Here is a 23,193-nt window from a genome sequence, read left to right as displayed (position 1 = left end):
CATGTAACTAACTCTTATTTAATGTATATTTATACTGTAAGAAGCAGTAAAAACTTTTCCTTTACTAAGTTTATTAATGAATTTTTTGTCTTTATAAATTTTATTAGAATGTATACTATCAGCGAGACCATACCATGGTTCTATACATAAAAATGGAGCAGTAGAATTAGTTTCGCTATAATAAGGAGTCCAAATACCAACTAGAGGGAAATCTAACATAGATAGAGTTATATATTTGCTACCATCATTATTACATATAGATACTTCATCTATATTGGTGTATATCAAGGCATCATTCTTGAACAATTCTGGATTTAACTGTAAGTTTTTTAAATCACCAATAAATGTTATATCATCAGTAAAAGAACCATTTAAATTGATTTTTTCTACATCATTTCTTCTTTTAAATTCAAGGTGATATTTAGAAAAACCATTTTGTTCAAAAAAAGGAATATTAAATGCAGGATGTCCACCTATAGAAAAGAATATATCTTTAGAGTCAGTATTTTTTACAATCCATTCTATATTTATGCTATTGTCATTTAATGTATAATTTATAAGCAGTTCAAAAGAGTAGGGATATTTTTTTAGAGTAGATTCGTTGGATTTTAAACTATAAGATATGAATGTATCACTTTTATTTGTAATTTCAAAATCCATATCTCTAGCAAATCCATGTTGAGTCATATTGTATAAATTTTCTTCTATTATGGTTTCATTATCAAGCAGTTTACCAACTATAGGGAATAATATAGGTGATTGTCTCCCCCAATGCTTTTTATTACCATCCCAAAGAATATTTCTGTTATGTTTTTTAGAAAATATCCTAGTAAGCTCAGCACCAGAGCTACTTGATTCAATAATTAAGTTTTCATTTTGTAATATATTCATTTAAAATCTCCTTTATTATACTTTGTTAGTATATTATACTATAAAGTATAATGAGTTTTAAATTGTATTTGATATTATATTTGAAAGGTAGATTTTAGTATATTTTGAAAATTTTGTTTTGAAAATTTGGGATTATTTAAGAAATTTTGTATTATAAATAGAAGGAAATAGATAAATTGTATAGAATTAAATATATTAAGATAAGTTAATAATGTTAAATGGGAAGTGAGTTTATGGAAAAACCAAATACAAAAGTTGTTAACTTTCAAGAGTATAAAGACAGAAAAAAACAAAGAGAAGTAAACCGAGACGAACTTTTAAAGCTTATTAAAAAAATTGTGACTTCAAAATAGGGAGTTGTTAAACTCCCTATTTTAATGGGTTCCCAAAGAATTAAGACATTCTAAGTCCATCTATATAATCTTTAAATTGTGAAAAATCTGATTCACTACTTAACTCTACAGTTTCTGTACCTTCCGTATAAAAATTCTTAAGATAGATAGTATAATTATTATCAACACAATTATGATAAATACATCTATATCCATCTTCATATAAATTTTTTAATTTAGAAAAATCATCCACAATATCAACTCCTTAAAGTTCTTTTAATTATATTTTTACAAAAAGTATGTGATTGTATGCAAATTAGAAATGTAAAATAAAGGAAATTAAGATAAAATGTAGAATAATCTCTATATGTATGTAAAAATAAAAAGAAAAAGTTGAAATTTTTAGAAAATAAGAGTATCTTTTATCTAAAAAGATAATTAAAAAATAATATTGGGAGGATAGAAAATGAGTTTATTAGAAAGTATATCAAGGAATATATATTCTCTAGATAAGTCTTCTATTGAAAAAGCAAAACAGAGGTTGGACAGGCTTATACATCCAACTGGAAGTTTAGGAAAGATAGAAGATATTTGCATGCAATTAGCAGGGATATTTGGTAATGAAAATTTTGATACAACTAAAAAAGTTATAATTGCTTTTGCTGGAGACCATGGAGTATATGAAGAAGGAGTTGCACCTGACCCTCAAGACATAACAAAGTTACAATTTCCAAATTTCTCAAAAGGGCTATGTGGAGTTGGGGTAATAAGTAAATTTGTAGGAGCAGATGTTGTAGCTGTAGATGTAGGAATAAATTGTGATGAAAAATTAGATGGAGTATTAGATTATAAGATAAGAAAAGGTACTTCAAATATGGCAAAGGGACCAGCCATGAGTAAACAAGAGGCTATAAGATGCTTAGAAATAGGAATTGAAATAGCAGAGCAATGTATAGAAAGAGATTATAAAGTAATTGGTATTGGAGAGATGGGAATAGCAAATACTACTCCAAGTACTGCAATAATATCTGTAATCTCAGGATGTGACCCATCAGAAGTGACAGGAATAGGTGCAGGTCTTAAAAAAGAAAGATTAAAACATAAAGCTGATGTAATTAGAAAAGCTATTGAAATTAACAATCCAAATCCAACTGATGGTGTAGATATTTTATCTAAAGTAGGTGGATTTGAAATAGGTTCAATGGCAGGTGTTATATTAGGATGTAGTGCTAATAGAATCCCAGTTGTTATAGATGGGTTTATTTCTTATGCTGCTGCTTTAATTGCTTATAAAATAAATCCAAAAACTAGAGAATATATGATAGCATCACATTTATCAGCAGAATCAGGAACTAAAAGAGCATTGGATATATTGAAATTAGACCCTATACTAAATATGGATATGAGATTAGGTGAAGGAAGTGGAGCTGCTTTGGCATTCAATATAGTGGAAGCTTCAAATTATACTTACAAAAATATGGCGACTTTTGATGAGATAGATATGGGTCGATAAAAAATTTAATATATTTAGGAGTGTTTTGATGAGTCAAATTATTCTGGTAACAGGAGGAGCTAGGTCAGGAAAGAGTAATTTTGCAGAAAAATTGTGTTTAGATAGGAATAATAATACAGCCTACATAGCGACATCTATTCCATTTGATGATGAGATGAAAGATAGAGTAAGAAAGCATCAAGAGAGTAGACCTAAAAGTTGGAAGACATATGAAATATATGAAGATATATATTCTATAATTAAAAATATATGTGGAGAACATGAGACTGTTATACTAGACTGTGTCACACTATTAGTAAATAATTTAATGTTTTCACATAATTTAAACATAGAAGAATCTACTCAAGAAGAAATAAATAAATTGGAAGAGTACATAAAAGAGCAAATTAGTAAACTGATTAAAGAAATAGAAAAAACAAATCTATATTTTGTATTTGTGACAAATGAATTAGGTATGGGAATTGTTCCTGGAAATAAACTTAGTAGAATATATACTGATATTGTAGGTCGTATAAATCAATATATAGCATCAAAAAGCAATGAAGTTTATTTTGTAGTTAGTGGAATACCTATGAAAATAAAGGAGTAGTATGTGACTATGAAAAGATTTATTTTGATACTACAGTTTTTGACAAGGATACCTATAAAATTAGATGTAGGATTTGATGATGAATTTTACAAATCCATAGTATATTTCCCACTTGTAGGTATTGTTATTGGTATATTAACTTATTTAATAGGATGGGTTTCTATACTTTTGTTTCAGCCATTTATATGTGCGATTATAATAACACTTGCTGGTGTTTTGATTACTGGGGGGCTTCATATAGATGGATTAGGGGATACATTTGATGCAATATACAGTTATAGAGACAAAGAGAAAATGCTTGAAATAATGAAAGACTCTCGATTAGGTACAAATTCGCTTTTAGCAATTATGTTTGTACTTTTATTAAAGATTGGATTTGTATATAGTATTATAAGTAATAATTCACTATGGGTTATAATATTCATGCCAATGATTGCAAGGTTAGGAGTAATGTTATTGACATATAAAACGGTAACACCAAGAGCAAAAGGAATGGGGAATTTATTTATAGGAAAATTGACTACAAGTATGTTAATAACAGCTATAATATATACATTATTGATAGTTAGTATTATTGCTAAATTAATATTTTTAGTGCCTAATATAGTATTGATTAAAGTATTATGCTCAGCTATAGCAGTTTTTATATTTATAACATTGTTTAAAAATCATATTTATAAAAAGATTGATGGAGTAACAGGAGATATATTAGGTTGTGGAATAGAACTTTCAGAACTTGTATATTTGATTTATATATATTTGTTAATTTTTATGTTTATTTAAAACTAAAAAGTGGTGATAATGTGATAAGATTAATATTAATAAGACATGCATTGACAATTGATAATGAAAAAGGAAGATTATCAGGTCATATAAATAGTTATATAAGTGAAGAAGGTAAATTGCAAATAAATAAAATTACAAAATATATGAGTAGTGAAAGTATAGATAAGATTTATACAACTCCATCTTCACGTACTAAAGATACAGTAGAGAAAATATCAAAGCTGAAATCAATAGAAATAGAAGAAAGAGAAAATCTAAGAGAAATTAGCTTTGGAGACTTTGAAGGAATAACTTTTGAAGAAATAAAAGTTAAGCATCCAAAAGAATTTGAAAAAATGATAGAAGAAGGTAGCAATTATAGATACCCAAATGGAGAAAGTTTGATAGATTCATATGAAAGAGTAGCAAAAGAGATTGACAATATAATTTTAGAAAATGATGACTATTTAAATAGAAAAGCAATACTTATATGTTCTCATGCAGGTACAATAAGAAACATAATAACACATTTGATTTCTGGTAGTTATAAATATCATTGGAACTTTAAAATTGATAATGCATCTATTACAATTTTGGAAGTTGATAATGGATTTACTGTAATAAATAAAATGAATTTTACTGATTTTATATAAATTAAACATTAAACGATATGTGCTTATAAACTTACTAACAAAAATAGAATATTAGATTAAAATTAGGTTCTCAATTAGATGTAAAAAGGGAAAAAGGTTAGATGCCTTTGCAGCCCCCGCTACTGTGAAACCAACGAAACTATAAATACCACTGTCAATTTGATGGGAAGGTTATAGGAGTAGGATGAAGTTAAGCCAGGATACCTGCCTAATTTAATTTAAAACATGAGGTCTTCGGGGTGAAAGATTTTTAATTGATATATATATATAAAAGTCCTAGCTTTAGAAGCATTAGGACTTTTTTTATTTTATTTGTAGGTAAAATTTAACTTTAAGGAGGGGGAGAAAGTGGGTAAAAAAGTAATGTTACAGGGAACTGCATCAAATGTAGGTAAGAGCATTTTATCAGCAGGATTGTGTAGAATATTTAAACAAGATGGTCATACTGTTGCTCCTTTTAAGTCACAAAATATGGCTTTAAATTCTTTTATAACTAAAGAAGGATTGGAAATGGGGAGAGCACAAGTATTTCAAGCAGAAGCGTCAAAAATAGAGCCAATAGCAGATATGAATCCAGTCTTATTAAAACCTTCTGGAAATCATAAAAGTCAAGTGATTGTAAGGGGAAAAGTTGTAGGAGAAATGCCTTCATCTGAATATCATGATTATAAGCTAGAATTGGTAGATGTATTAAAGGAAACCTTTAATAATTTAAGTTCAATGTATGACATTGTGGTTATGGAAGGTGCAGGGAGTACTGCAGAGATAAATTTAAAAGATAGAGATATATCCAATATGGGTATGGCAAAAATAGCAGATGCACCAGTAATAATAGTTGGGGATATTGATAGAGGAGGAGTATTTGCATCATTAGCAGGTACAATGCTTTTATTAGATGATGATGAGAGAAAAAGAGTCAAAGGAGTAATAATCAATAAATTTAGAGGGAAAAAGGAACTCCTACAAGATGGTTTAAAGATGCTTGAAGATATTATAAAAGTACCAGTTTTAGGTGTGGTTCCTTATATGGATATAAAAATAGAAGATGAAGATAGTGTAACAACTAGATTTAAGAAAAAAATGGATAAAAATGATATACATATAGAAATAATTAGAACTCCACATATGTCAAATTTTACAGATTTTAATATATTTGAAACACAAGAAGATGTAAGCCTTAGATATGTAGACTATGGAGAAGCTATAGGAAATCCAGATATATTGATAATACCTGGAACTAAAAGTACTATAGATGATTTAAAGTACATAAGAGAAAGTGGTCTTGAGTCACAAATTAAAAATTTACATAGTCAGGGTAAATTGATATTTGGAATATGTGGTGGGTATCAAATGCTAGGTAAAAAATTAAAAGACCCTTATCATGTTGAAAGTGAAATTGAAGAAGTAGATGGCATTGGTCTTTTAGATACAGAAACAATATTTGAAGAGGAAAAGACTACAACTCAAGTAGAAGCCACTATTATTGAATGTACTGGCGAATATATGAACAACCTTAAAGGTAAGAAAGTAAAAGGCTATGAAATACATATGGGAATTACAAATCGCAGTAATAAAGTAAGTAGCTTAGACTTAATAACAAAAAAACTAGATAAAGAAGTCAACTATACTGAAGGAAGTGTAAATAAAGAAGGTAATGTAATTGGTACTTATCTTCATGGAATATTTGATGAAATAGATTTTACAAGAGCAATTTTAAATAATATAAGAAAGAAAAAGGGATTAAAAGAATTAGAAAGTACTGTAAGTTCTTTTGATGAGTTTAAAGATAAAGAGTATGATAAATTGGCAGATTTCTTGAGAGAACATTTAGATATAGAGCAGATATATGAAATTATGAAATAAGAATGACTTTATATTTATACTTTAGGTAGGAGGTGTATTATGAAAAAGATTCTGATTGCAGGTACTAGCAGTGGAGTTGGGAAGACTACAATATCATTAGGCATAATGCAGGCTTTAGTTAAGAGAAATATGAAAGTACAGCCGTATAAAGTAGGGCCAGACTATATAGACCCTTCATATCACACATTTATAACTGGAAGACATTCTAGGAATTTGGATTCTTATATGTTAGATGATGAAAAGATAAAGCATATAGTAAATAAATCTTCAAAGGATGCAGATATTTCAGTAGTAGAAGGAGTTATGGGATTATATGATGGTTTTGGGATAGATTTAGATAATTGCACAAGTTCACATACTTCTAAGGTATTAAAAGCCCCAGTTATACTAGTTATAAATGGAAAATCTATGGCTGCATCTAGTGCTGCTATGGTACTAGGATATAAGGAACTAGATAAAGTTGTGGATATAAAAGGTGTTATAGTAAATAATGTAAAAACTAAGAGCCATTATCAAATAATTAAGAGTTCTATAGAGAAATATTGTAATATCGAAGTGTTGGGATACTTTCCTCCAAATAATAAATTTTCATTAGAATCCAGACATCTAGGTCTAGTTCCTAGTGTTGAGATGAAATCTTTAAGAGAAAAGTTTTATACTTTAGCTGATGAGATTGAAAACTACATAAATATTGATAGAATAATCGAAATCTCAGAAAGTGATGAATTTGAGAGTAGTTTTGATTTTCAAAATCTAATAGAAAATAATAAGATAAAAGAGCATGTTAAGGATAAATCAATAGCCATAGCATATGATAAAGCCTTCAATTTTTATTATAGGGAAAACATAGAACTTTTAGAAGAGCTTGGATTAGAAGTAAACTATTTTAGTCCTCTTGAAGATACATCAGTACCAAATTCAGACTATATTTATATTGGAGGCGGTTTTCCAGAGATATTTGGGAAAGAACTAGAAGCAAATGAATCAATGAGAGCCTCTATACTAGAAGCACATAATAATAATATCCCTATTTATGCAGAATGTGGTGGATTAATGTACTTAGGTGAGAAGTTACTTAATCAAGAGGAACAAGAATTTAATATGGTTGGCATATTTAATGGAACTAGTAAGATGACACCTTCTCTAAAGAGGTTTGGATATTGCCTTGGTATAGCTAAAGAAAATACAATTTTATCTAAAACAGGTGAAATTATTAAAGGGCATGAGTTTCATCATTCAATATTTGAAAGTGATGAGAAATGTGCATATTCAATGAAAAAAGAAAGAGAAGGAAATTTAATAGAAGAATGGGATGGAGGTTATAGCAAAGGAAATACACTGGCAACATACCTTCATACACATTTTTATAATAACTTAAATTGCATAGAAAATTTTTTGGAAAAGGGAAATGAGTAAATGAATATTTTATCTATTTATATAGGGTATATAACAGATTTAATTGTAGGAGACCCATATTCTTTCCCTCATCCAGTAAGGTCTATTGGAAAACTTATAAATCTTATCCAAGGGATAATAAGGAAGGCCTCTAAAAATGAAAAACAGTTAAAAATTGGTGGCTTTATATTATGGTTTGTAACTGTTGGAATAACTTACTTAGCAACTTATGTTATAGTGAAGCTATGTAGTTTTAATGTATTATTAAGCACTGTAGTAAATGGGTTTATAATTTATACGACATTAGCAACAAAGTGTTTAAAAGATGAAGCTGTAAAAATTTATGATGTATTAAAGACTGGAGACATAGAGAAATCTAGAATTCAATTATCTTATATAGTGGGTAGAGATACAACTAATTTAAGTGAACCTGAAATAATAAGAGCAACTGTGGAAACTGTGGCAGAAAATACTGTAGATGGTATAATTTCACCTATGCTTTATGCATTTATTGGGGGAGCACCACTTGCTATGGCATATAAAGCCATAAACACTCTTGATTCAACTGTCGGATATAAGAATGAAAAATACAAAGATATTGGTTTTGCTTCTGCTAAAATTGATGATATAGCTAATTATATACCAGCAAGAATATCTGTTATTCTTATGACAGTAGGGAGCTTTTTTCTTGGTTATAACTATAAGAATTGTTTTAAAATTTCTATTAGAGATAGAAAAAATCATAAAAGTCCAAATTGTGCTTTTTCAGAAGGTGCAGTATCAGGAGCCTTAGGAATTCAACTAGGAGGAACCAATGTTTATTTTGGGAAAAAAGTAGATAAGCCAACGATAGGAGATAAAATTAGAGAGATAGATATAGAAGATATAATTAAAACAAATAAAATTATGTATGCTTCTTCATTGACCTCTATATTAGTATTTACGCTGGTATCTGTGGTATGTAGGATGATTTTAATTATATAAATTAATTGTGTATTGATTTAAGGGGGATGTAGATGAAGGATTTGGGGCATGGTGCTAATGTAGACGAAATGGCAAAATTGTATGGGAAAGACCCAAAAGAAATAATAGACTTTAGTTCAAATATAAATCCAAAAGTTTTACCAAATTTAGAAAAATATATTTTAAGAGGGTTAGATGAATGTAGGAATTATCCAGATATAAATTATACAAACTTGAGAAAAAATATATCAAAATATATAAATATAAATTCAAACTTTATAATACCTGGAAATGGAGCAACAGAGATAATTTATTTGCTTATGAAGAGTATTAAAAAAAGATTGGCTATAATAAACCCCACTTTTTCAGAGTATAGAAGAAGTGCCAAACTAAATAATATAGATATTATAGATTTAGAATTAGATTCAAATAATAATTTTAAACTTGATATAGATACAGTAAAAAATAACATTGAAAAATTTGATTGTTTATTTATATGTAATCCAAATAATCCTAGTGGGAATGTTCAAGATTTAAAGGAACTTGTTTGTTTATTAAATGAAAACAATAAGATGCTAATAATCGATGAAACTTTTATGGAATTTGTTGAAAATGAAAATGAATATAGTTTAGTTAAATATATAGAGTCAAATAAAAATATATTTATAATTAAAGCTGTGACTAAATTTTTTGGAATGCCTGGTTTAAGATTAGGGTATGGCCTTACAAGTAATAACAACATTATGGATAAAATTTATGAGCATAAAGAACCATGGACTATAAATTCTTTTGCTGATATGCTATCCAATTTTGTTTTTGAAGATAAAGATTATATTAGAAATAGTAAAGAGTACTACATAAAAGAAAGAAAATACATGTTACAAGAGTTAAAAAACATAAGAAATATAAAAGCTTATGATACAGATGCTAATTTTATCCTAATAAAAGTTTATAAAAAGACAGCTGATGAGTTAAAAAAAGATTTGTTTAAGCACGGAAATATATTGGTTAGAGATGCGTCTAACTTTATAGGATTGGACGACAGTTTTATAAGGATAGCTATAAAATCTCATGAAGATAATAAAATTCTTATAGAAAATATAAAAAATTTATTAGGTGATTAAAATGAAATCTTATGGAATATGCCCAGCATCATGTGGAGAGTTTGTTCAAGGGATAATAGATGATGAAGAATATCTATGTTCATATGCTATAAATATGTACTCTAAGGTATGTATTGAAGAGAAATTAAAAGATATAAATTTAGGTAGACATAAATCAAGAATAGCTATAGAAAAGGTATTTGAAAAATTTAATTTGCCTAAAAAAGATACAAAAAACATTTCTTTAAATATAAACAGCAAAATACCTGTTGGAAAAGGAATGGCAAGTTCGACAGCTGATATAGGGGCTACTATAAAAGCAACATTATCGTTAATAGATAAAGATTTAAATAGTGAAGAAATATCGAAATTGGCAGCAGAAATAGAACCAACAGACTCTATATTTATAAATAAAAATAGTATATTTAATCCCTTAAATGGTACTGTTATAAAATACTTGGGAAATATAACTAATGCAAAAGTTATAATTCTTGAACCTAATAAAGTATTAGATACGATGAAAATTAGAATGAGGAAAGATTATAGTAAGCTAAAAATCGAAAATAAGGAAATTATAAAAAAGTCATTTACTCTTTTAGAAGAAGGTCTGAAGAAAGATGATTTATCCTTAGTTGGAGAGGCTTGTACATTAAGTAGTTTAGCAAACGAAAATATAGAAAAAAAAGAATACTTAAATGAAATAATAAAAATATCTAAGCTATATGGAGCCTATGGAGTAAATATTGCCCATAGTGGTACAGTAATAGGGATTTTAATTGATAAGCTTATGAATGATAAGAAATTAATAGATGTATTATGTGAGTCTAATATAAATTCTGTTTATAATAAAATCTATACCTTGGATATAATAGATGGTGGAATTAAGGGGGAAGTAGAATGGAATACATAAAGAATCCTATGAAAATAGAAGAAAGAAGTTTTGAATTAATACAAGGAATAATAGATGAAATCAGACCAGATTATAAATTTAAAAATGAGATTGAAGAAAAAATAATAAAAAGAGCTATACATACTACTGCTGATTTTGATTACTTGGATATATTAAAAATATCAGAAAAGGCAGTTGATAGTATAATAGATGCCCTAAAAAATAATGCAAGTATTTATACAGATACAAATATGGCTCTTAGTGGAATAAATAAGAAGAAGTTGGAAGCATTGGGATGCAAATATAAATGTTTAGTAGCAGATGATGAAACTGCAAAAGTAGCTAAAGAAAAAGGTATTACCCGCTCTATGGCAGCTGTAGAAATTGCATCAAAAGAAGAAGGAAGAAAGATATTTGTACTTGGGAATGCACCAACAGCTTTATATAAAGTTATGGAAATGAAATCAGAAGGGAAATTGGATGTAGATGCAGTTATAGGAGTTCCTGTAGGTTTTGTAGGAGCACAGGAGTCAAAAGATGAAGTTGAAAAGACAGATATACCATATATAATTTCTAAGGGTAGAAAAGGTGGTAGTAATTTAGCAGCAGCAATAGTGAATGCTATCTTATATGCCATGTAGGTATCTATATGGAAGAATATGTATATATAGATGGGAAAAAGTATCGAAGAGGATATACTACAGGTTCTTGTGCTACAGGTGCATCTAAGGCTGCTGTGTATATGATGATTACAAAAAATAAAATTGATACAATAAACATAGATACTCCTAAGGGAATACCACTATCATTAAATATTGATAATGTAAACATTTCTGATGATTTTGTGGAATGTTCTGTAAAAAAAGATGGTGGAGATGATATAGATGCAACACATACTATGGATATCTATGCAAGAGCTGAAATTATATCTAAAACTGATGATAGCAATAGTTATCTTACCTTAGAAAATATTGATAACATAAATATTAGTGAAGAATGTCAAAGTGAACTCTATAAATTTATTAGGGTCTATGGTGGAACTGGTATTGGAGTAGTAACTAAAAAAGGATTAAGTGTAGGTGTTGGTAAACCTGCCATAAATCCAACTCCATTAAGAATGATAAATCAAGAAATAATAAAGCTTATAGAAAGTGATTTTGAATCTATGCTTGGGCATGATAAAGTTTTAAAAATAACAATCTTTGCTCCACAAGGAGAAAAAATCGCAAAAAAAACATTTAATCCAAGGTTAGGAATAGTTGGAGGAATATCTATAATAGGTACAACTGGGATAGTTGAGCCGATGAGCGATGAGGGCTGGAAAAAATCTTTATCTATAGAACTCCAAATGAAAAAAGAACAAGGTTTAGACAAGATAATATTAGTTCCAGGAAATCATGGAGAACAATTTATAAGAGAGAAACTAAACTTGGATATTAAGTATGTAGTTAGAACGAGTAACTTTGTAGGATATATGATTAAAGAAGCTCAAAGAATAGGATATAAAAAAATATTGATGGCTGGGCATATAGGTAAATTTATAAAAGTATCAGCTGGGATTTTTAATACTCATAGTAAAGTAGCAGATGCTAGAAGTGAGATATTAGTGGCAAATCTAGCTTTAATGGGAGCTACACATGAATTTTTACATAAAATAAATCAGTGTTTAACTGCTGAAGAAGCTGTAGAGTTAATAAATAATAGCGAATATAAACAGGTTTATAATATATTGAGTAATAAATGTAGAGATAGAGTAAAGCAATATTTAAATGAAGATGTAGATGATATTGATGTAGAAGTAGTAATTTTTTCAATGGATAAGTCTTTGCTAGGAAAATCAGATAATACAGATGATTTATTGGAGGTTTTTATATGATAAATATAATAGGTTTAGGGCCTGGTAACTTAGACTATATAACAAAAAAAGGTGAAAATTTAATTTCTACTTCAGATGTATTAATTGGTGGCAGAAGGAATTTAGAATCTGTAAAAAACTTTGAAGGAGAAAAAATAATATTAGATTCTAATTTAAGAGAAATTGTAGAGTATATAAATAACAATAGTGAAAAGCAAATATCAATAATAGCTTCAGGTGACCCACTGATATATGGTATAGGTAAGTATTTATCTAAAAATATTGATAATAAGATGTTAAATATGGTTTCTGGAATTAGTTCTTTACAATATATATTTTCAAGGATATATGTTGATATGAATGATTTATATATTACCAGTAGCCATGGTAAAATACCAGATTTCGATTATATACTATCACATAAAAAAGTATGTATGGTTACAGATTCTAAGATAGGACCAAAGCAAATAAGTAAAGAAATAATAGATAGGAATTTAAATAAAATTATTGTTGTAGGTGAGAATTTATCATATGACAATGAAAAAATAACAATAGCAAAGCCAGATGAAATAATAAGAATGGACAATTTCGGAATGAATGTTGTGGTGATTTTAGATGAGGAATAGTGAATTTATAACAGGTAAGGTTCCAATTACTAAAGAAGAAGTTAGAGCAATATCAATAAGCAAACTAGATTTAGTAAATGCTGAGAGTTTTATAGATATAGGTGCTGGTACAGGAAGTGTAAGCATTGAAGCTGCATATAGCTATCCCAACCTAGAGGTTATATCTATAGAGAAAAATGATGCTGCTGTAGAACTTATAGAAAAAAATATTAAAAAGTTTAATTTGAAAAATGTAGAAGTAATAAAAGGCTATGCACCGATAAAGATAAGCTTAAATACTAAAGTTGATTCTATTTTTCTTGGGGGTACTGGAAATAACTTAGAAGAAATAATAGCATGGTCTAAAAAAACTTTAATTACAGGAGGAAGACTTGTAGCTAATTTTATAATCATAGAAACATTTAACCAAACTCTAAAGTTACTTAGAAAATATGGGTTTAAAGAAATAGATGTATGTGTTTTAAATGTTTCTAAACTAGAGAAACTGGGAAAAGGTGAATATTTTAAACCACTAAATCCTATATATATAATATCTTGTGAAAAAGGGGAAGATGATGATGAATAAAGTACATTTTGTAGGAGCAGGACCTGGAGACAAAGAGCTAATAACTTTGAAAGGGTATAAACTATTAAGTAATGCAGACGTAGTAATATATGCTGGGTCACTTGTCAATCCTGAACTTTTAGAATATTGTAAAGAAGATTGTCAAATACATAATAGTGCACATATGGATTTACAAGAAATAATAGATGTTATGAGAGACGGTATAGAAAATAACAAGTCTGTTGTGAGATTACAAACAGGAGATTTTTCTATATATGGTTCAATTAGAGAACAAGTGGAAGATTTAAATAAATTGAATATAGACTATGATTGTACACCAGGAGTGAGTTCTTTTTTAGGGGCAGCTTCATCTCTAGGAGTGGAATATACAGTTCCTGAAATTTCTCAAAGTGTTATTATAACGAGAATGGAAGGAAGGACTCCAGTTCCTGAAAAGGAATCAATACAATCTTATGCTAAGCATCAGACATCTATGGTAATATTTTTATCAGTTCAAGAGATTGAGAAGGTTGTATCTAAATTATTAGAAGGCGGTTATCCAAAGGACACTCCTATAGCGGTTATATATAAAGCTACATGGGCAGATGAAAAAATAGTTAAAGGAACTTTAAATGATATAGCTGTAAAAGTTAAAGAAAATAACATAAATAAAACTGCTTTAATAATGGTAGGTAGATTTTTAGGAGAAGAATATAATAACTCAAAGTTATATGATAAGGATTTTAAACATGAGTATAGAGGGTAATATCGCTATAATTTGTATTACTGAAAACGGAAAAAACTTAGCTAGAAAGATAGAATCTTTAGTGGACAATTGTGTTGTATATCAAATAAAAAATAAAAAAGGTACTTTAGATATTAGTCAGGAAGATTCTGTACAAATAATACAAAAAAAACTAAGTGATTTTGTAGGAGAGGTATTTAATAAATTTGAGTACATAATATTTATAATGGCGACAGGGATAGTTGTACGAAGTATAGCACCATATATAACAAGCAAGTTTAGTGACCCTGCAATTCTAGTGATAGATGAGAAAGGACAAAATGTAATAAGTTTATTGAGTGGACATATTGGAGGAGCAAATAGTTTAACGCATTATATAAGTAGTCTTATCAATGCGAATCCAGTAATAACAACAGCTACTGATGTAAACCAAAAAGCTTCTTTAGATATGATAGCAAAAAAATTAAATGCTTATATTGATAACTTTAGAGAAAATGTAAAAGAAGTAAATTCTATGTTAGTAAATGGTAAATGTGTTGGTTTGTATGTTGAGGAAGGCTATCAAGTTGACACTAGAGGATTTAAGCTTATAAAAAGTAGTAAAGGATTAAAAGATAGTTTTTTAAATAAAGATATAGAAAAGATAGTTATAGTAAGCAACAAGATAAATTTTACTAAAGATATAGAAAGTTTAGATGTGGATAATAACTTTACACATAATTATTACAGAGAAAAAATAATAAAAGTGATTCCAAAAGATATAGTTATAGGGATTGGGTGTAGAAGATACACAGATAGTAAGTTGATGTTTAATTCTTTACTAGAATTTTTTGAGGTAAAAAATATAGATATTAAAGCTGTAAAAATCATTGGAAGTATAGACCTAAAAAAAGATGAAAAGGCAATCATTGATTTAGCAAAAAAGCTAAAAGCACCATTTAAGACATTTTCAATAGATGAAATATCCAAAGTTGATGATATGTTTGATAAATCCGATTTTGTGAAAAAAAATGTAGGTGTATATTCAGTAGCAGAACCTGTAGCATATCTTTTAAGTAAAGGAAACTTAATGGTTGAAAAACACAAATATAAAGGAATAACTTTTTCGGTAGGGAGAATAAAAATATGATATATGTTGTAGGAATTGGACCAGGAAATAAAGATACTATGACTTTAGAGGCAATAAAAGCTATAGAGGACTCTGAGGCTATTGTTGGGTATAAGACTTATATAAATTTAATAGAAGAATTTATAAGTGATAAAGAAATAATTCAAAATGGTATGAGACAAGAAGTTGACAGATGTAAACAAGCAGTAGAAGAAGCGAAAAAAGGGAAAAAAGTAGCAGTTATAAGTAGTGGAGATGCCGGTATATACGGAATGGCAGGACTTATTTTAGAATTAATATCTAAGGAAAGTGAAGACATAAGAGTTAAAGTAATTCCAGGTGTTACTGCTAGTATTGGTGCAGCAGCTATACTTGGAGCACCTATTATGCATGATTTCTGTCATATAAGTTTAAGTGATTTAATGACTCCATGGGAAGTAATTGAAAAAAGATTAAAGTTAGCTGCAGAAGCTGATTTTGTAATATGCCTGTATAATCCAAGAAGTAAGGGAAGAAGTGAACATCTAAGTAAAGCATTTAAAATAATGGGAGAGTTTAAAGATGGAAATACACCTGTTGGAGTGGTCAAAGATGTAGGTAGAGAAAAAGAAACTAAGTTTATATGTACTTTTGAGAATATGGATTTTGAAAAAGTTGATATGACTACTATGGTTATAATCGGAAATAAATCTACTTATATTGATGGTGAACTGATGATAACTCCAAGAGGTTATACAGTATGATTTTGATTCTAGGAGGAACTTCAGATAGTTTAGCTATATGTGATATGATAAATGAATTGGAAAATCAGTCCTATGTACTTTCAGTAACTACAGTATATGGAAAAGAACTTGCACAAAAACATACAAATAATATAGTTTTAGGTAAGCTTGGAAAAGAAGAAATGCTAAGGTTTATAAAGGATAATCATATAGCTAGAATAATAGATGCTACTCATCCTTATGCAGTTGAAGTATCTAAAAATGCTATTACTTGTGCAAAGTTATCAAACATAGAGTATATAAGATTTGAAAGAAAATCGTTAATAGAAGAAATAAATTATGACAATAAGTTTATAGTAGATACAATTGAAGAAGCCTGTAAAATTGCAAATAAAATAGGAAAAAATATATTTATAGGAACAGGAAGTAAAAACTTAAACAGATTTGTAGAAGGAATAAGTAATAAAAATTTAGTGGTTAGAGTTCTTCCGACAAGTGAAGTTATCTTAAGTTGTGAAAAATTAGGTTTAAATGCAGACAATATAGTAGCAATGAAAGGTCCGTTTAGCCAGTGTATAAACGAGGAAACATATAAACATTATGATGTAGATTTAGTTATAACAAAAGAAAGTGGGGTAGCAGGAGGTTTTTTAGAAAAAGTAAATGCATGTAAAAATCTCAATATACCAGTAGTAATTATTAAACGAGAATCGATTAACTACGAAAATGTAATTAATGACATAAATAAAATTAAAGACATAATTGTGTGATTTTTAGGAGGAGAAGATATGAAGAAAGCCTTATTAGTAGTAAGTTTTGGGACAAGCTACCATGAAACAAGAGAAAAGACAATAGATGTGTGTGAAAATAAAATAAAGAATTCGTTAAAAAACTATAATTTTTTTAGAGCGTATACATCAAATATGATAATAAATAAAATAAAAAAAAGAGATGGCATAGAAATAGACAACCCTACACAAGCTTTAGATAAAATATATGAGCAAGGGTATGACGAAGTAATAATTCAAACGCTTCATATTATATGTGGAGAAGAATTTAATAAGCTAAAAGAACAAGTAGAAAGCTATTCTTCTAAATTTAAAAAACTTATATTAGGTAGACCTTTACTTACTCACATAGAGGATTATCAAGAATCAGTAGAGGCAATTAAACATCAAATTCCTCATATGGAAAGTGATGAAGCAGTAGTATTTATGGGTCATGGAACAGTTCATGAGTCTCATTCAGCATATCCAGCCTTAGAATATATGCTTAGAGATAATGGAGTAAATGCTTATGTTGGTACGGTTGAAGGTTATCCAGAAATAGAACATGTAATGAGAAGATTAAAAGAAGGAAATATAAAAACTATAAATTTAATGCCATTTATGTTAGTTGCAGGTGACCATGCCATAAATGATATGGCAGGAGATGAAGAGGATTCTTGGAAGACAATACTTGAAGATAATGGATTTAATGTGAAAATTCATTTAAAAGGGCTAGGAGAAAATCCTTATATACAAGATAAATTTGTTCGTCATACTCTTAAATGTGCAGAAACTGCTAAGTTTTATGGTATAGGAACAGGACCAGGAGATAGTTCTTTACTTACAATAAAAGCAGTTAATACTCTAAAAAAACTAGATGTTTTATACACTCCAGAGTCAAAAAGGGGTGGAGAAAGCTTGGCATTATCAATAGTTAATGAATATTTACCAGAATCACTAGAGATAAAATCTAGACATTTCCCAATGAGTTTTGATGGAAACGAAAAAGAACTAGCTTGGGACAATGTAGCAGAGGAAATTATATCAGATGTTAATAATGGTAAAAATGTAGGATTTGTAACATTGGGTGACCCTATGCTTTATAGTACATATGTGTATATAATGAACAGAATAGTAGATGAGATAGAAGTAGAAACTATACCAGGAATTTCTTCGTTTTCTAATATAGCATCTAATCAAAATTTTCCATTAGTTATGGATAGAGAAGCATTAGTAGTAGTTCCTTGTACTATGGAAGATGATAAGATAGAGAATGCTCTACAAAATTATAATTCTATAGTGTTAATGAAAGTGTATAAGAATTTTAAAGAAATAATAAAAAAATTAGAAAAATATAATCTGATAGAACATGCTATTTTAGTTAGTAATTCGTCTCAAGATAGTGAAACTGTATTTAAGGATTTAAGAGAAGCACATCTTGAAGATAAGATATCTTATTTTTCTACGATACTAGTAAATAAAGAGAACAAAATAAAATAGACGAATGTAATATTTAAAGGAGATTTAATATGAATATCGTGGTTGGAACTAGGGGTAGTAATCTAGCACTTATACAAACTGAATGGGTAATAAATGAGCTAAAAAAGAAATATCCTTATATTAATTTTGAAATCAAAATTATAAAAACAAAAGGAGATATAATTCAAAATGTTTCATTAGATAAAATAGGTGATAAAGGATTATTTGTAAAAGAAATAGAGCAACAATTATTGGATGGACAGATAGATATAGCAGTACATAGTATGAAAGATATGCCTTCTTATTTGGCAGATGGACTAAAATTTGCTCATACACCTAAAAGAGAAGACCCAAGAGATGTGTTAATACTTAGAGATGAATATAAAAGCCTAGATGATTTACCTCATGGAGCAGTAATAGGAACAGGGAGTAAAAGGAGAAAATTTCAATTATTAAAGCAAAGACCTGATTTAAACATAGTTCAAGTTAGGGGAAATGTAGAGACTAGAATACGAAAAATCAAAGATGAAAATCTACATGGAATTGTATTAGCTGCATCAGGAATAATAAGGGCTAATTTACAAGATAAAATAAGTTCTTATTTACCTGTTGATGTTGTCATTCCAGCACCTGCTCAAGGGGCTTTAGCTATAGAGATAAGAAGTAATGATAGTGATGTTGAGGAGATAGTGAACTCACTAAAAGATAATGATACAGAAATCCAAATATTAGCTGAAAGAGGATTTTTAGATGGTGTGAATGGAAGTTGTCATATTCCAATGGCAGCTTATTGTGAAATAAATCAAGATAAAATACATCTTACTGGTTTATATGGAGATTCAGAAGGAAATAAAATAGTAATTAAGTCCATAGAAGGAGATATCTCTTCTCCTAGAGAGTTAGGTTTAAAGTTAGCTAAACTTGTATTGAAGGAGTATGAAAGTTATGAAGGGTAAGGTTTACTTAGTAGGTGCAGGACCAGGAGATTATAAACTCATGACTCTGAAAGGCTTAGAGTGTATAAGAAAATCGGATGTAATAGTATATGATAGATTAGCAAATAGTAGTTACTTAAGAGAAGCTAAAACAGATTGTGAATTTATATATGTAGGAAAGGCATCAAGCAATCATATTTTGCCACAAGAAGATATAAATAGAGTTATAGCAGAAAAAGCTAAAGAAGGAAAACTTGTGACTCGTTTAAAAGGTGGAGACCCTTATGTATTTGGTAGAGGTGGAGAGGAAGCAGAGACTCTAGTGGATGAAGGTATAGAGTTTGAAGTAGTTCCAGGGATAACTTCTGCAATAGGAGGTTTATGCTATGCGGGTATTCCTATAACACACAGAGACCACGCTTCATCATTTCATGTAATAACAGGTCATCTGAAAGGTGATGATAGTGGGGAATTAAATTGGAATGCTCTTGCAAACAATAAAGGCACTCTTGTGTTTTTGATGGGGATTTCTAACTTGAAGAAAATAAGTGAAAACTTGATGAAAGAGGGAAAGAGCAAAGATACACCAGTTGCTCTTATAAGTTGGGCAACTAGATATAATCAAAGGGTTGTTACATCTACACTTGAAAATGTCTATGAAGTTGCTATCAAAGAAGAAGTAAAACCACCAACTCTTATAGTAGTTGGAAGTGTTGTAGGACTTAGAGAAAAACTGAATTTCTTTGAGGGGAAACCTTTGTTTGGAAAAAGTATAGCTGTGACTAGGTCTAGAAATCAAAATAGTGTATTAGTAGAAAAGATAATGGATTTAGGTGGGAATCCAATAGAGATACCTACTATTAAGATAGAAAAAATACAGAATAATACTAAATTGGAAAATGAAATAAAAAATATAAATGAATATAACTATCTAATACTAACCAGTAAAAATGCAGTAGAAATATTTTTTGAGAAGATTTATGAAGTGAATTTTGATTCAAGAATATTATCTAACCTAAAGATATGTGCAATAGGCTCAGCAACGTCAAGTGAATTGAAGAAAAGAGGAATTACAGCAGATATAGTACCAAAAAAATTTGTAGCAGAATCATTATATGAAGAGCTATCACCAATTTTAACTGAAAATGATAAGATACTTATACCTAGAGCAGAAAATGCTAGAGACTATTTAGTTGATAAGCTTAAGGAAATTTGTGAAGTAACAGAAATACATACATATAGAACCGTGATAGATGAAGATAAAAGAAATGAAATATTAGATATTTTAAATTCGAATGAGATAGATTATATAACATTCACAAGTTCATCAACAGTAAATAATCTTATTGAGATTATAGGAAAAGAAAATATTAAAATTTTAGATAAAATAAAAGTATTGTCTATAGGGCCTATAACTACAGAGGCAATAAATAATTTAGGAATAAATTTATATAAAGAGGCTACAACATCTACAATAAATGGATTAGTAGATTTAATTATAGAAAATTAATTTTGGAGGATTGAGATGTTAAGAAGACCAAGAAGACTAAGAGCAAGTAAAGCAATAAGAAATTTGGTAAGAGAAACTAAAGTAAATGTAGAAGATTTAATATATCCTTTATTTGTAGTAGAAGGGGAGAATGTAAAAGAAGAAATTAAATCTTTACCAGATGTTTATCACTTATCAATAGACATGTTAGAAGAAGAAATAAAAGAAATAAGAGATTTAGGAATTGAACATATAATGTTATTTGGTGTACCAGATGAAAAAGACGAATGTGCATCACAAGCATTTAATGAGAATGGAATAGTACAAAAAGCGATTAGAAAGATAAAGGAAATAGATTCAAATATAAATGTAATAACAGATGTCTGTATGTGTCAGTACACAAGTCATGGACATTGTGGAATTTTAACAGATACTGGTTATGTTGATAATGATAAATCATTAGAATATTTAGCTAAGATATCTGTAAGTCATGCTAAAGCAGGAGCAGATATGGTTGCTCCATCTGACATGATGGATGGAAGAATACAAGCAATAAGAGAAGCTTTAGATGAAAATGGTTTGGAAAATATCGGTATAATGGCTTACAGTGTCAAATACGCTTCAAATTTTTATGGACCTTTTAGAGAAGCAGCTCATTCAGCACCATCATTTGGAGATAGAAAGACATACCAGATGGACCCTGCAAATAGCAATGAAGCTATGATAGAAACAGAACTTGATGTATTAGAAGGTGCAGATATACTTATGGTTAAACCTGCATTATCATATTTAGATGTTATAAGAAGAGTTAAAGATAATTTTGATTTGCCTTTAGCTGCTTATAATGTAAGTGGAGAATACTCTATGCTTAAGTTAGCTGTTAAAGAAGGATTATTAAATGAAGATGTAATTCTTGAAGCAATCACATCTATAAAGAGAGCAGGAGCAGATATAATAATAACTTACTTTGCTAAAGATATTGCTAAATTATTAAGAAAATAAGCTATTAAAATATAAAGTATTATGAAAAGTATAGAAATTGTAATTTGTTATTTTAAAATATTTTCATCTACAAGTTTAGTAATCTATAATCTTAGTAAATGAAAATATAAGTGACTTTACAATTTCTATATTTGTTTATGTATTTAATAAAAATTTTGGAGGGTAAAAAATGCTATATCCTATTAACTTAAAATTAGATGACTTAGATGTAGTCATAATAGGAGGAGGAGAGGTTGCATATAGGAAATGTAAAAACTTTTTAGATTTTAATAAGAGTGTTACTGTAGTTTCTAAACATATTTTAAATAAGTTTCATGATTTAGAAGGTAACATAAATATAATAAAAGACGATTATAAAGAAGAATATATAGAAAGTAGCTCTGTGATAATTGCTGCTACAGATAATAGGGAGCTGAATTTAGAAATAGGATTATATTGTAGAAAAAATAAAAAACTAGTAAATGTTGTTGATAATGTAGAAATATCAAATTTTACTGTTCCATCATATGTAAAAAGAGGTGATTTGCTTATAAGTGTATCCACAGGGGGTAAAAGTCCATCTTTGTCTTCAAAAATAAAAAAGGAGCTAGAAGAAAAATATACTGAGGATTATGAGGAATATTTGAACGTGTTAGGCGAGATTAGAAAAGAAGTTATAAAAAAATATCAAGATAAAAATAAAAGAAAAAGTATACTTAATATCTTGATAGTACTTGATTTAGATGAATTAAAAAAGTTTAATGTATAAAGTTTTTTAAAAAAAATATAAAAAAGCTGTTGACGAATTATTTTTAAGGTGATATAGTATTACTTGTCCTTAAGAAAAGGGCAAACATGAAAAATGAACTTTGAAAATTAAACAGTAGGTTAATTTATAAAACAAGAAACAAACCATAAAGCCAGATATTTAGATAACAATAGTATCTGAGCCTGATAAACTTTTATTTGAGAGTTTGATCCTGGCT

At 28.6% G+C, this 23,193-nt stretch carries 24 protein-coding genes and 1 riboswitch; of the genes, 22 read left to right on the top strand and 2 right to left on the bottom strand.

From position 1 onward, the window contains the following. Positions 1-18 precede the first annotated feature (18 nt). Both IC219_RS15915 and IC219_RS15910 read right to left on the bottom strand, forming a co-directional pair. Positions 19-891, bottom strand: a complete 873-nt coding sequence (locus IC219_RS15915; protein ID WP_227831506.1) for an aldose 1-epimerase family protein — start codon at positions 889-891, stop codon at positions 19-21. A gap of 393 nt (positions 892-1,284) precedes the next feature. Further along, positions 1,285-1,476: a hypothetical protein gene (locus IC219_RS15910; RefSeq protein WP_227436177.1), complete on the bottom strand. Its 192-nt coding sequence runs from the start codon at positions 1,474-1,476 to the stop codon at positions 1,285-1,287. A 213-nt stretch (positions 1,477-1,689) separates the two neighbouring features. Between IC219_RS15910 and cobT the strand changes: the two genes are divergently transcribed. The 22 genes from cobT (at position 1,690) to IC219_RS15800 (ending at position 22,976) form a co-directional block, all read left to right on the top strand. Then, positions 1,690-2,736 carry a nicotinate-nucleotide--dimethylbenzimidazole phosphoribosyltransferase gene (cobT, locus tag IC219_RS15905; protein WP_227436176.1) on the top strand — a complete coding sequence of 349 codons (1,047 nt, stop codon included), beginning with the start codon at positions 1,690-1,692 and terminating at the stop codon, positions 2,734-2,736. Between the two features lie 28 nt (positions 2,737-2,764). After that, complete coding sequence (gene cobU / locus IC219_RS15900) at positions 2,765-3,325, top strand: bifunctional adenosylcobinamide kinase/adenosylcobinamide-phosphate guanylyltransferase (RefSeq protein ID WP_227436174.1); 561 nt, start codon at positions 2,765-2,767, stop codon at positions 3,323-3,325. A 9-nt stretch (positions 3,326-3,334) separates the two neighbouring features. After that, a complete protein-coding gene (gene cobS / locus IC219_RS15895) occupies positions 3,335-4,108 on the top strand; it encodes an adenosylcobinamide-GDP ribazoletransferase (RefSeq protein WP_227831505.1) in 774 nt (257 codons plus the stop codon). Positions 4,109-4,128: 20 nt separating this feature from the next. Further along, positions 4,129-4,743, top strand: a complete 615-nt coding sequence (locus IC219_RS15890; RefSeq protein ID WP_227436170.1) for a histidine phosphatase family protein — start codon at positions 4,129-4,131, stop codon at positions 4,741-4,743. A gap of 47 nt (positions 4,744-4,790) precedes the next feature. Further along, a riboswitch (cobalamin riboswitch) is annotated at positions 4,791-4,970 on the top strand. 121 nt (positions 4,971-5,091) lie between these two features. Beyond that, positions 5,092-6,606 carry a cobyric acid synthase gene (locus tag IC219_RS15885; protein ID WP_227831504.1) on the top strand — a complete coding sequence of 505 codons (1,515 nt, stop codon included), beginning with the start codon at positions 5,092-5,094 and terminating at the stop codon, positions 6,604-6,606. A 39-nt stretch (positions 6,607-6,645) separates the two neighbouring features. Next, positions 6,646-8,022 (top strand): cobyrinate a,c-diamide synthase, encoded by a 1,377-nt coding sequence (locus tag IC219_RS15880; RefSeq protein WP_227831503.1) that lies wholly within the window; start codon positions 6,646-6,648, stop codon positions 8,020-8,022. After that, a complete protein-coding gene (gene cbiB, locus IC219_RS15875; RefSeq protein WP_227831502.1) occupies positions 8,023-8,985 on the top strand; it encodes an adenosylcobinamide-phosphate synthase CbiB in 963 nt (320 codons plus the stop codon). It begins immediately after the preceding gene. 32 nt (positions 8,986-9,017) lie between these two features. Continuing rightward, positions 9,018-10,088: an aminotransferase class I/II-fold pyridoxal phosphate-dependent enzyme gene (locus tag IC219_RS15870; RefSeq protein ID WP_227831501.1), complete on the top strand. Its 1,071-nt coding sequence runs from the start codon at positions 9,018-9,020 to the stop codon at positions 10,086-10,088. 1 nt (position 10,089) lies between these two features. Further along, complete coding sequence (locus tag IC219_RS15865; protein ID WP_227483583.1) at positions 10,090-10,977, top strand: cobalamin biosynthesis protein; 888 nt, start codon at positions 10,090-10,092, stop codon at positions 10,975-10,977. Further along, the gene (locus tag IC219_RS15860) at positions 10,965-11,597 is read left to right on the top strand and encodes a cobalt-precorrin-8 methylmutase (RefSeq protein WP_227483582.1); all 633 of its coding nucleotides are present in this window, start codon (positions 10,965-10,967) and stop codon (positions 11,595-11,597) included. Before IC219_RS15865 ends, IC219_RS15860 begins: the two co-directional genes overlap by 13 nt. Positions 11,598-11,605: 8 nt before the next feature. Beyond that, entirely contained in the window at positions 11,606-12,832 is a 1,227-nt protein-coding gene (gene cbiD, locus IC219_RS15855) for a cobalt-precorrin-5B (C(1))-methyltransferase CbiD (RefSeq protein WP_227831500.1), read from the top strand. Beyond that, positions 12,829-13,437 (top strand): cobalt-precorrin-7 (C(5))-methyltransferase, encoded by a 609-nt coding sequence (locus IC219_RS15850; RefSeq protein ID WP_227483580.1) that lies wholly within the window; start codon positions 12,829-12,831, stop codon positions 13,435-13,437. Before cbiD ends, IC219_RS15850 begins: the two co-directional genes overlap by 4 nt. After that, the gene (locus tag IC219_RS15845) at positions 13,427-14,002 is read left to right on the top strand and encodes a decarboxylating cobalt-precorrin-6B (C(15))-methyltransferase (protein WP_227831499.1); all 576 of its coding nucleotides are present in this window, start codon (positions 13,427-13,429) and stop codon (positions 14,000-14,002) included. Before IC219_RS15850 ends, IC219_RS15845 begins: the two co-directional genes overlap by 11 nt. After that, the gene (locus tag IC219_RS15840; RefSeq protein ID WP_227436149.1) at positions 13,995-14,747 is read left to right on the top strand and encodes a cobalt-precorrin-4 methyltransferase; all 753 of its coding nucleotides are present in this window, start codon (positions 13,995-13,997) and stop codon (positions 14,745-14,747) included. The genes IC219_RS15845 and IC219_RS15840 overlap by 8 nt, the downstream gene beginning before the upstream one ends. Next, on the top strand, positions 14,731-15,855 hold the full coding sequence (gene cbiG / locus IC219_RS15835; RefSeq protein WP_227831498.1) for a cobalt-precorrin 5A hydrolase: 1,125 nt from the start codon (positions 14,731-14,733) through the stop codon (positions 15,853-15,855). The genes IC219_RS15840 and cbiG overlap by 17 nt, the downstream gene beginning before the upstream one ends. Then, entirely contained in the window at positions 15,852-16,577 is a 726-nt protein-coding gene (gene cobJ / locus IC219_RS15830; RefSeq protein ID WP_227436145.1) for a precorrin-3B C(17)-methyltransferase, read from the top strand. The genes cbiG and cobJ overlap by 4 nt, the downstream gene beginning before the upstream one ends. Continuing rightward, complete coding sequence (cobK, locus tag IC219_RS15825) at positions 16,574-17,326, top strand: precorrin-6A reductase (RefSeq protein WP_227831497.1); 753 nt, start codon at positions 16,574-16,576, stop codon at positions 17,324-17,326. Before cobJ ends, cobK begins: the two co-directional genes overlap by 4 nt. An 18-nt stretch (positions 17,327-17,344) precedes the next feature. Then, positions 17,345-18,823: a cobalt-factor II C(20)-methyltransferase gene (locus tag IC219_RS15820; RefSeq protein ID WP_227483576.1), complete on the top strand. Its 1,479-nt coding sequence runs from the start codon at positions 17,345-17,347 to the stop codon at positions 18,821-18,823. A gap of 29 nt (positions 18,824-18,852) precedes the next feature. Beyond that, positions 18,853-19,758, top strand: coding sequence for a hydroxymethylbilane synthase (hemC, locus tag IC219_RS15815; protein WP_227483575.1), 906 nt, complete (start codon positions 18,853-18,855; stop codon positions 19,756-19,758). Further along, on the top strand, positions 19,748-21,247 hold the full coding sequence (gene cobA / locus IC219_RS15810) for a uroporphyrinogen-III C-methyltransferase (RefSeq protein WP_227483574.1): 1,500 nt from the start codon (positions 19,748-19,750) through the stop codon (positions 21,245-21,247). Before hemC ends, cobA begins: the two co-directional genes overlap by 11 nt. A gap of 15 nt (positions 21,248-21,262) precedes the next feature. Continuing rightward, entirely contained in the window at positions 21,263-22,228 is a 966-nt protein-coding gene (gene hemB / locus IC219_RS15805; protein WP_227436135.1) for a porphobilinogen synthase, read from the top strand. A gap of 169 nt (positions 22,229-22,397) precedes the next feature. Then, entirely contained in the window at positions 22,398-22,976 is a 579-nt protein-coding gene (locus IC219_RS15800; RefSeq protein ID WP_227831496.1) for a bifunctional precorrin-2 dehydrogenase/sirohydrochlorin ferrochelatase, read from the top strand. Positions 22,977-23,193 lie beyond the last annotated feature (217 nt).

This window comes from Clostridioides sp. ES-W-0018-02 (genome assembly GCF_020658175.1).
Classification (GTDB): Bacteria; Bacillota; Clostridia; order Peptostreptococcales; family Peptostreptococcaceae; genus Clostridioides.
This window is presented reverse-complemented; position numbering and strand designations above follow the sequence as displayed.

Bases quoted from the DNA above. Each gene is read 5' to 3' on its own strand.
- cobA (WP_227483574.1), top strand. From the start codon at position 19,748: ATGAAGGGTAAGGTTTACTTAGTAGGTGCAGGACCAGGAGATTATAAA.
- IC219_RS15915 (WP_227831506.1), bottom strand. From the start codon at position 891: ATGAATATATTACAAAATGAAAACTTAATTATTGAATCAAGTAGCTCT.
- IC219_RS15820 (WP_227483576.1), top strand. From the start codon at position 17,345: ATGAAGAAAGCCTTATTAGTAGTAAGTTTTGGGACAAGCTACCATGAA.
- cobS (WP_227831505.1), top strand. From the start codon at position 3,335: ATGAAAAGATTTATTTTGATACTACAGTTTTTGACAAGGATACCTATA.
- IC219_RS15870 (WP_227831501.1), top strand. From the start codon at position 9,018: ATGAAGGATTTGGGGCATGGTGCTAATGTAGACGAAATGGCAAAATTG.
- IC219_RS15860 (WP_227483582.1), top strand. From the start codon at position 10,965: ATGGAATACATAAAGAATCCTATGAAAATAGAAGAAAGAAGTTTTGAA.
- IC219_RS15800 (WP_227831496.1), top strand. From the start codon at position 22,398: ATGCTATATCCTATTAACTTAAAATTAGATGACTTAGATGTAGTCATA.
- cbiG (WP_227831498.1), top strand. From the start codon at position 14,731: ATGAGTATAGAGGGTAATATCGCTATAATTTGTATTACTGAAAACGGA.
- cobK (WP_227831497.1), top strand. From the start codon at position 16,574: ATGATTTTGATTCTAGGAGGAACTTCAGATAGTTTAGCTATATGTGAT.
- hemC (WP_227483575.1), top strand. From the start codon at position 18,853: ATGAATATCGTGGTTGGAACTAGGGGTAGTAATCTAGCACTTATACAA.
- hemB (WP_227436135.1), top strand. From the start codon at position 21,263: ATGTTAAGAAGACCAAGAAGACTAAGAGCAAGTAAAGCAATAAGAAAT.
- IC219_RS15845 (WP_227831499.1), top strand. From the start codon at position 13,427: ATGAGGAATAGTGAATTTATAACAGGTAAGGTTCCAATTACTAAAGAA.
- IC219_RS15865 (WP_227483583.1), top strand. From the start codon at position 10,090: ATGAAATCTTATGGAATATGCCCAGCATCATGTGGAGAGTTTGTTCAA.
- IC219_RS15850 (WP_227483580.1), top strand. From the start codon at position 12,829: ATGATAAATATAATAGGTTTAGGGCCTGGTAACTTAGACTATATAACA.
- cbiB (WP_227831502.1), top strand. From the start codon at position 8,023: ATGAATATTTTATCTATTTATATAGGGTATATAACAGATTTAATTGTA.
- IC219_RS15840 (WP_227436149.1), top strand. From the start codon at position 13,995: ATGAATAAAGTACATTTTGTAGGAGCAGGACCTGGAGACAAAGAGCTA.
- IC219_RS15880 (WP_227831503.1), top strand. From the start codon at position 6,646: ATGAAAAAGATTCTGATTGCAGGTACTAGCAGTGGAGTTGGGAAGACT.
- cobU (WP_227436174.1), top strand. From the start codon at position 2,765: ATGAGTCAAATTATTCTGGTAACAGGAGGAGCTAGGTCAGGAAAGAGT.
- cobJ (WP_227436145.1), top strand. From the start codon at position 15,852: ATGATATATGTTGTAGGAATTGGACCAGGAAATAAAGATACTATGACT.
- cobT (WP_227436176.1), top strand. From the start codon at position 1,690: ATGAGTTTATTAGAAAGTATATCAAGGAATATATATTCTCTAGATAAG.
- cbiD (WP_227831500.1), top strand. From the start codon at position 11,606: ATGGAAGAATATGTATATATAGATGGGAAAAAGTATCGAAGAGGATAT.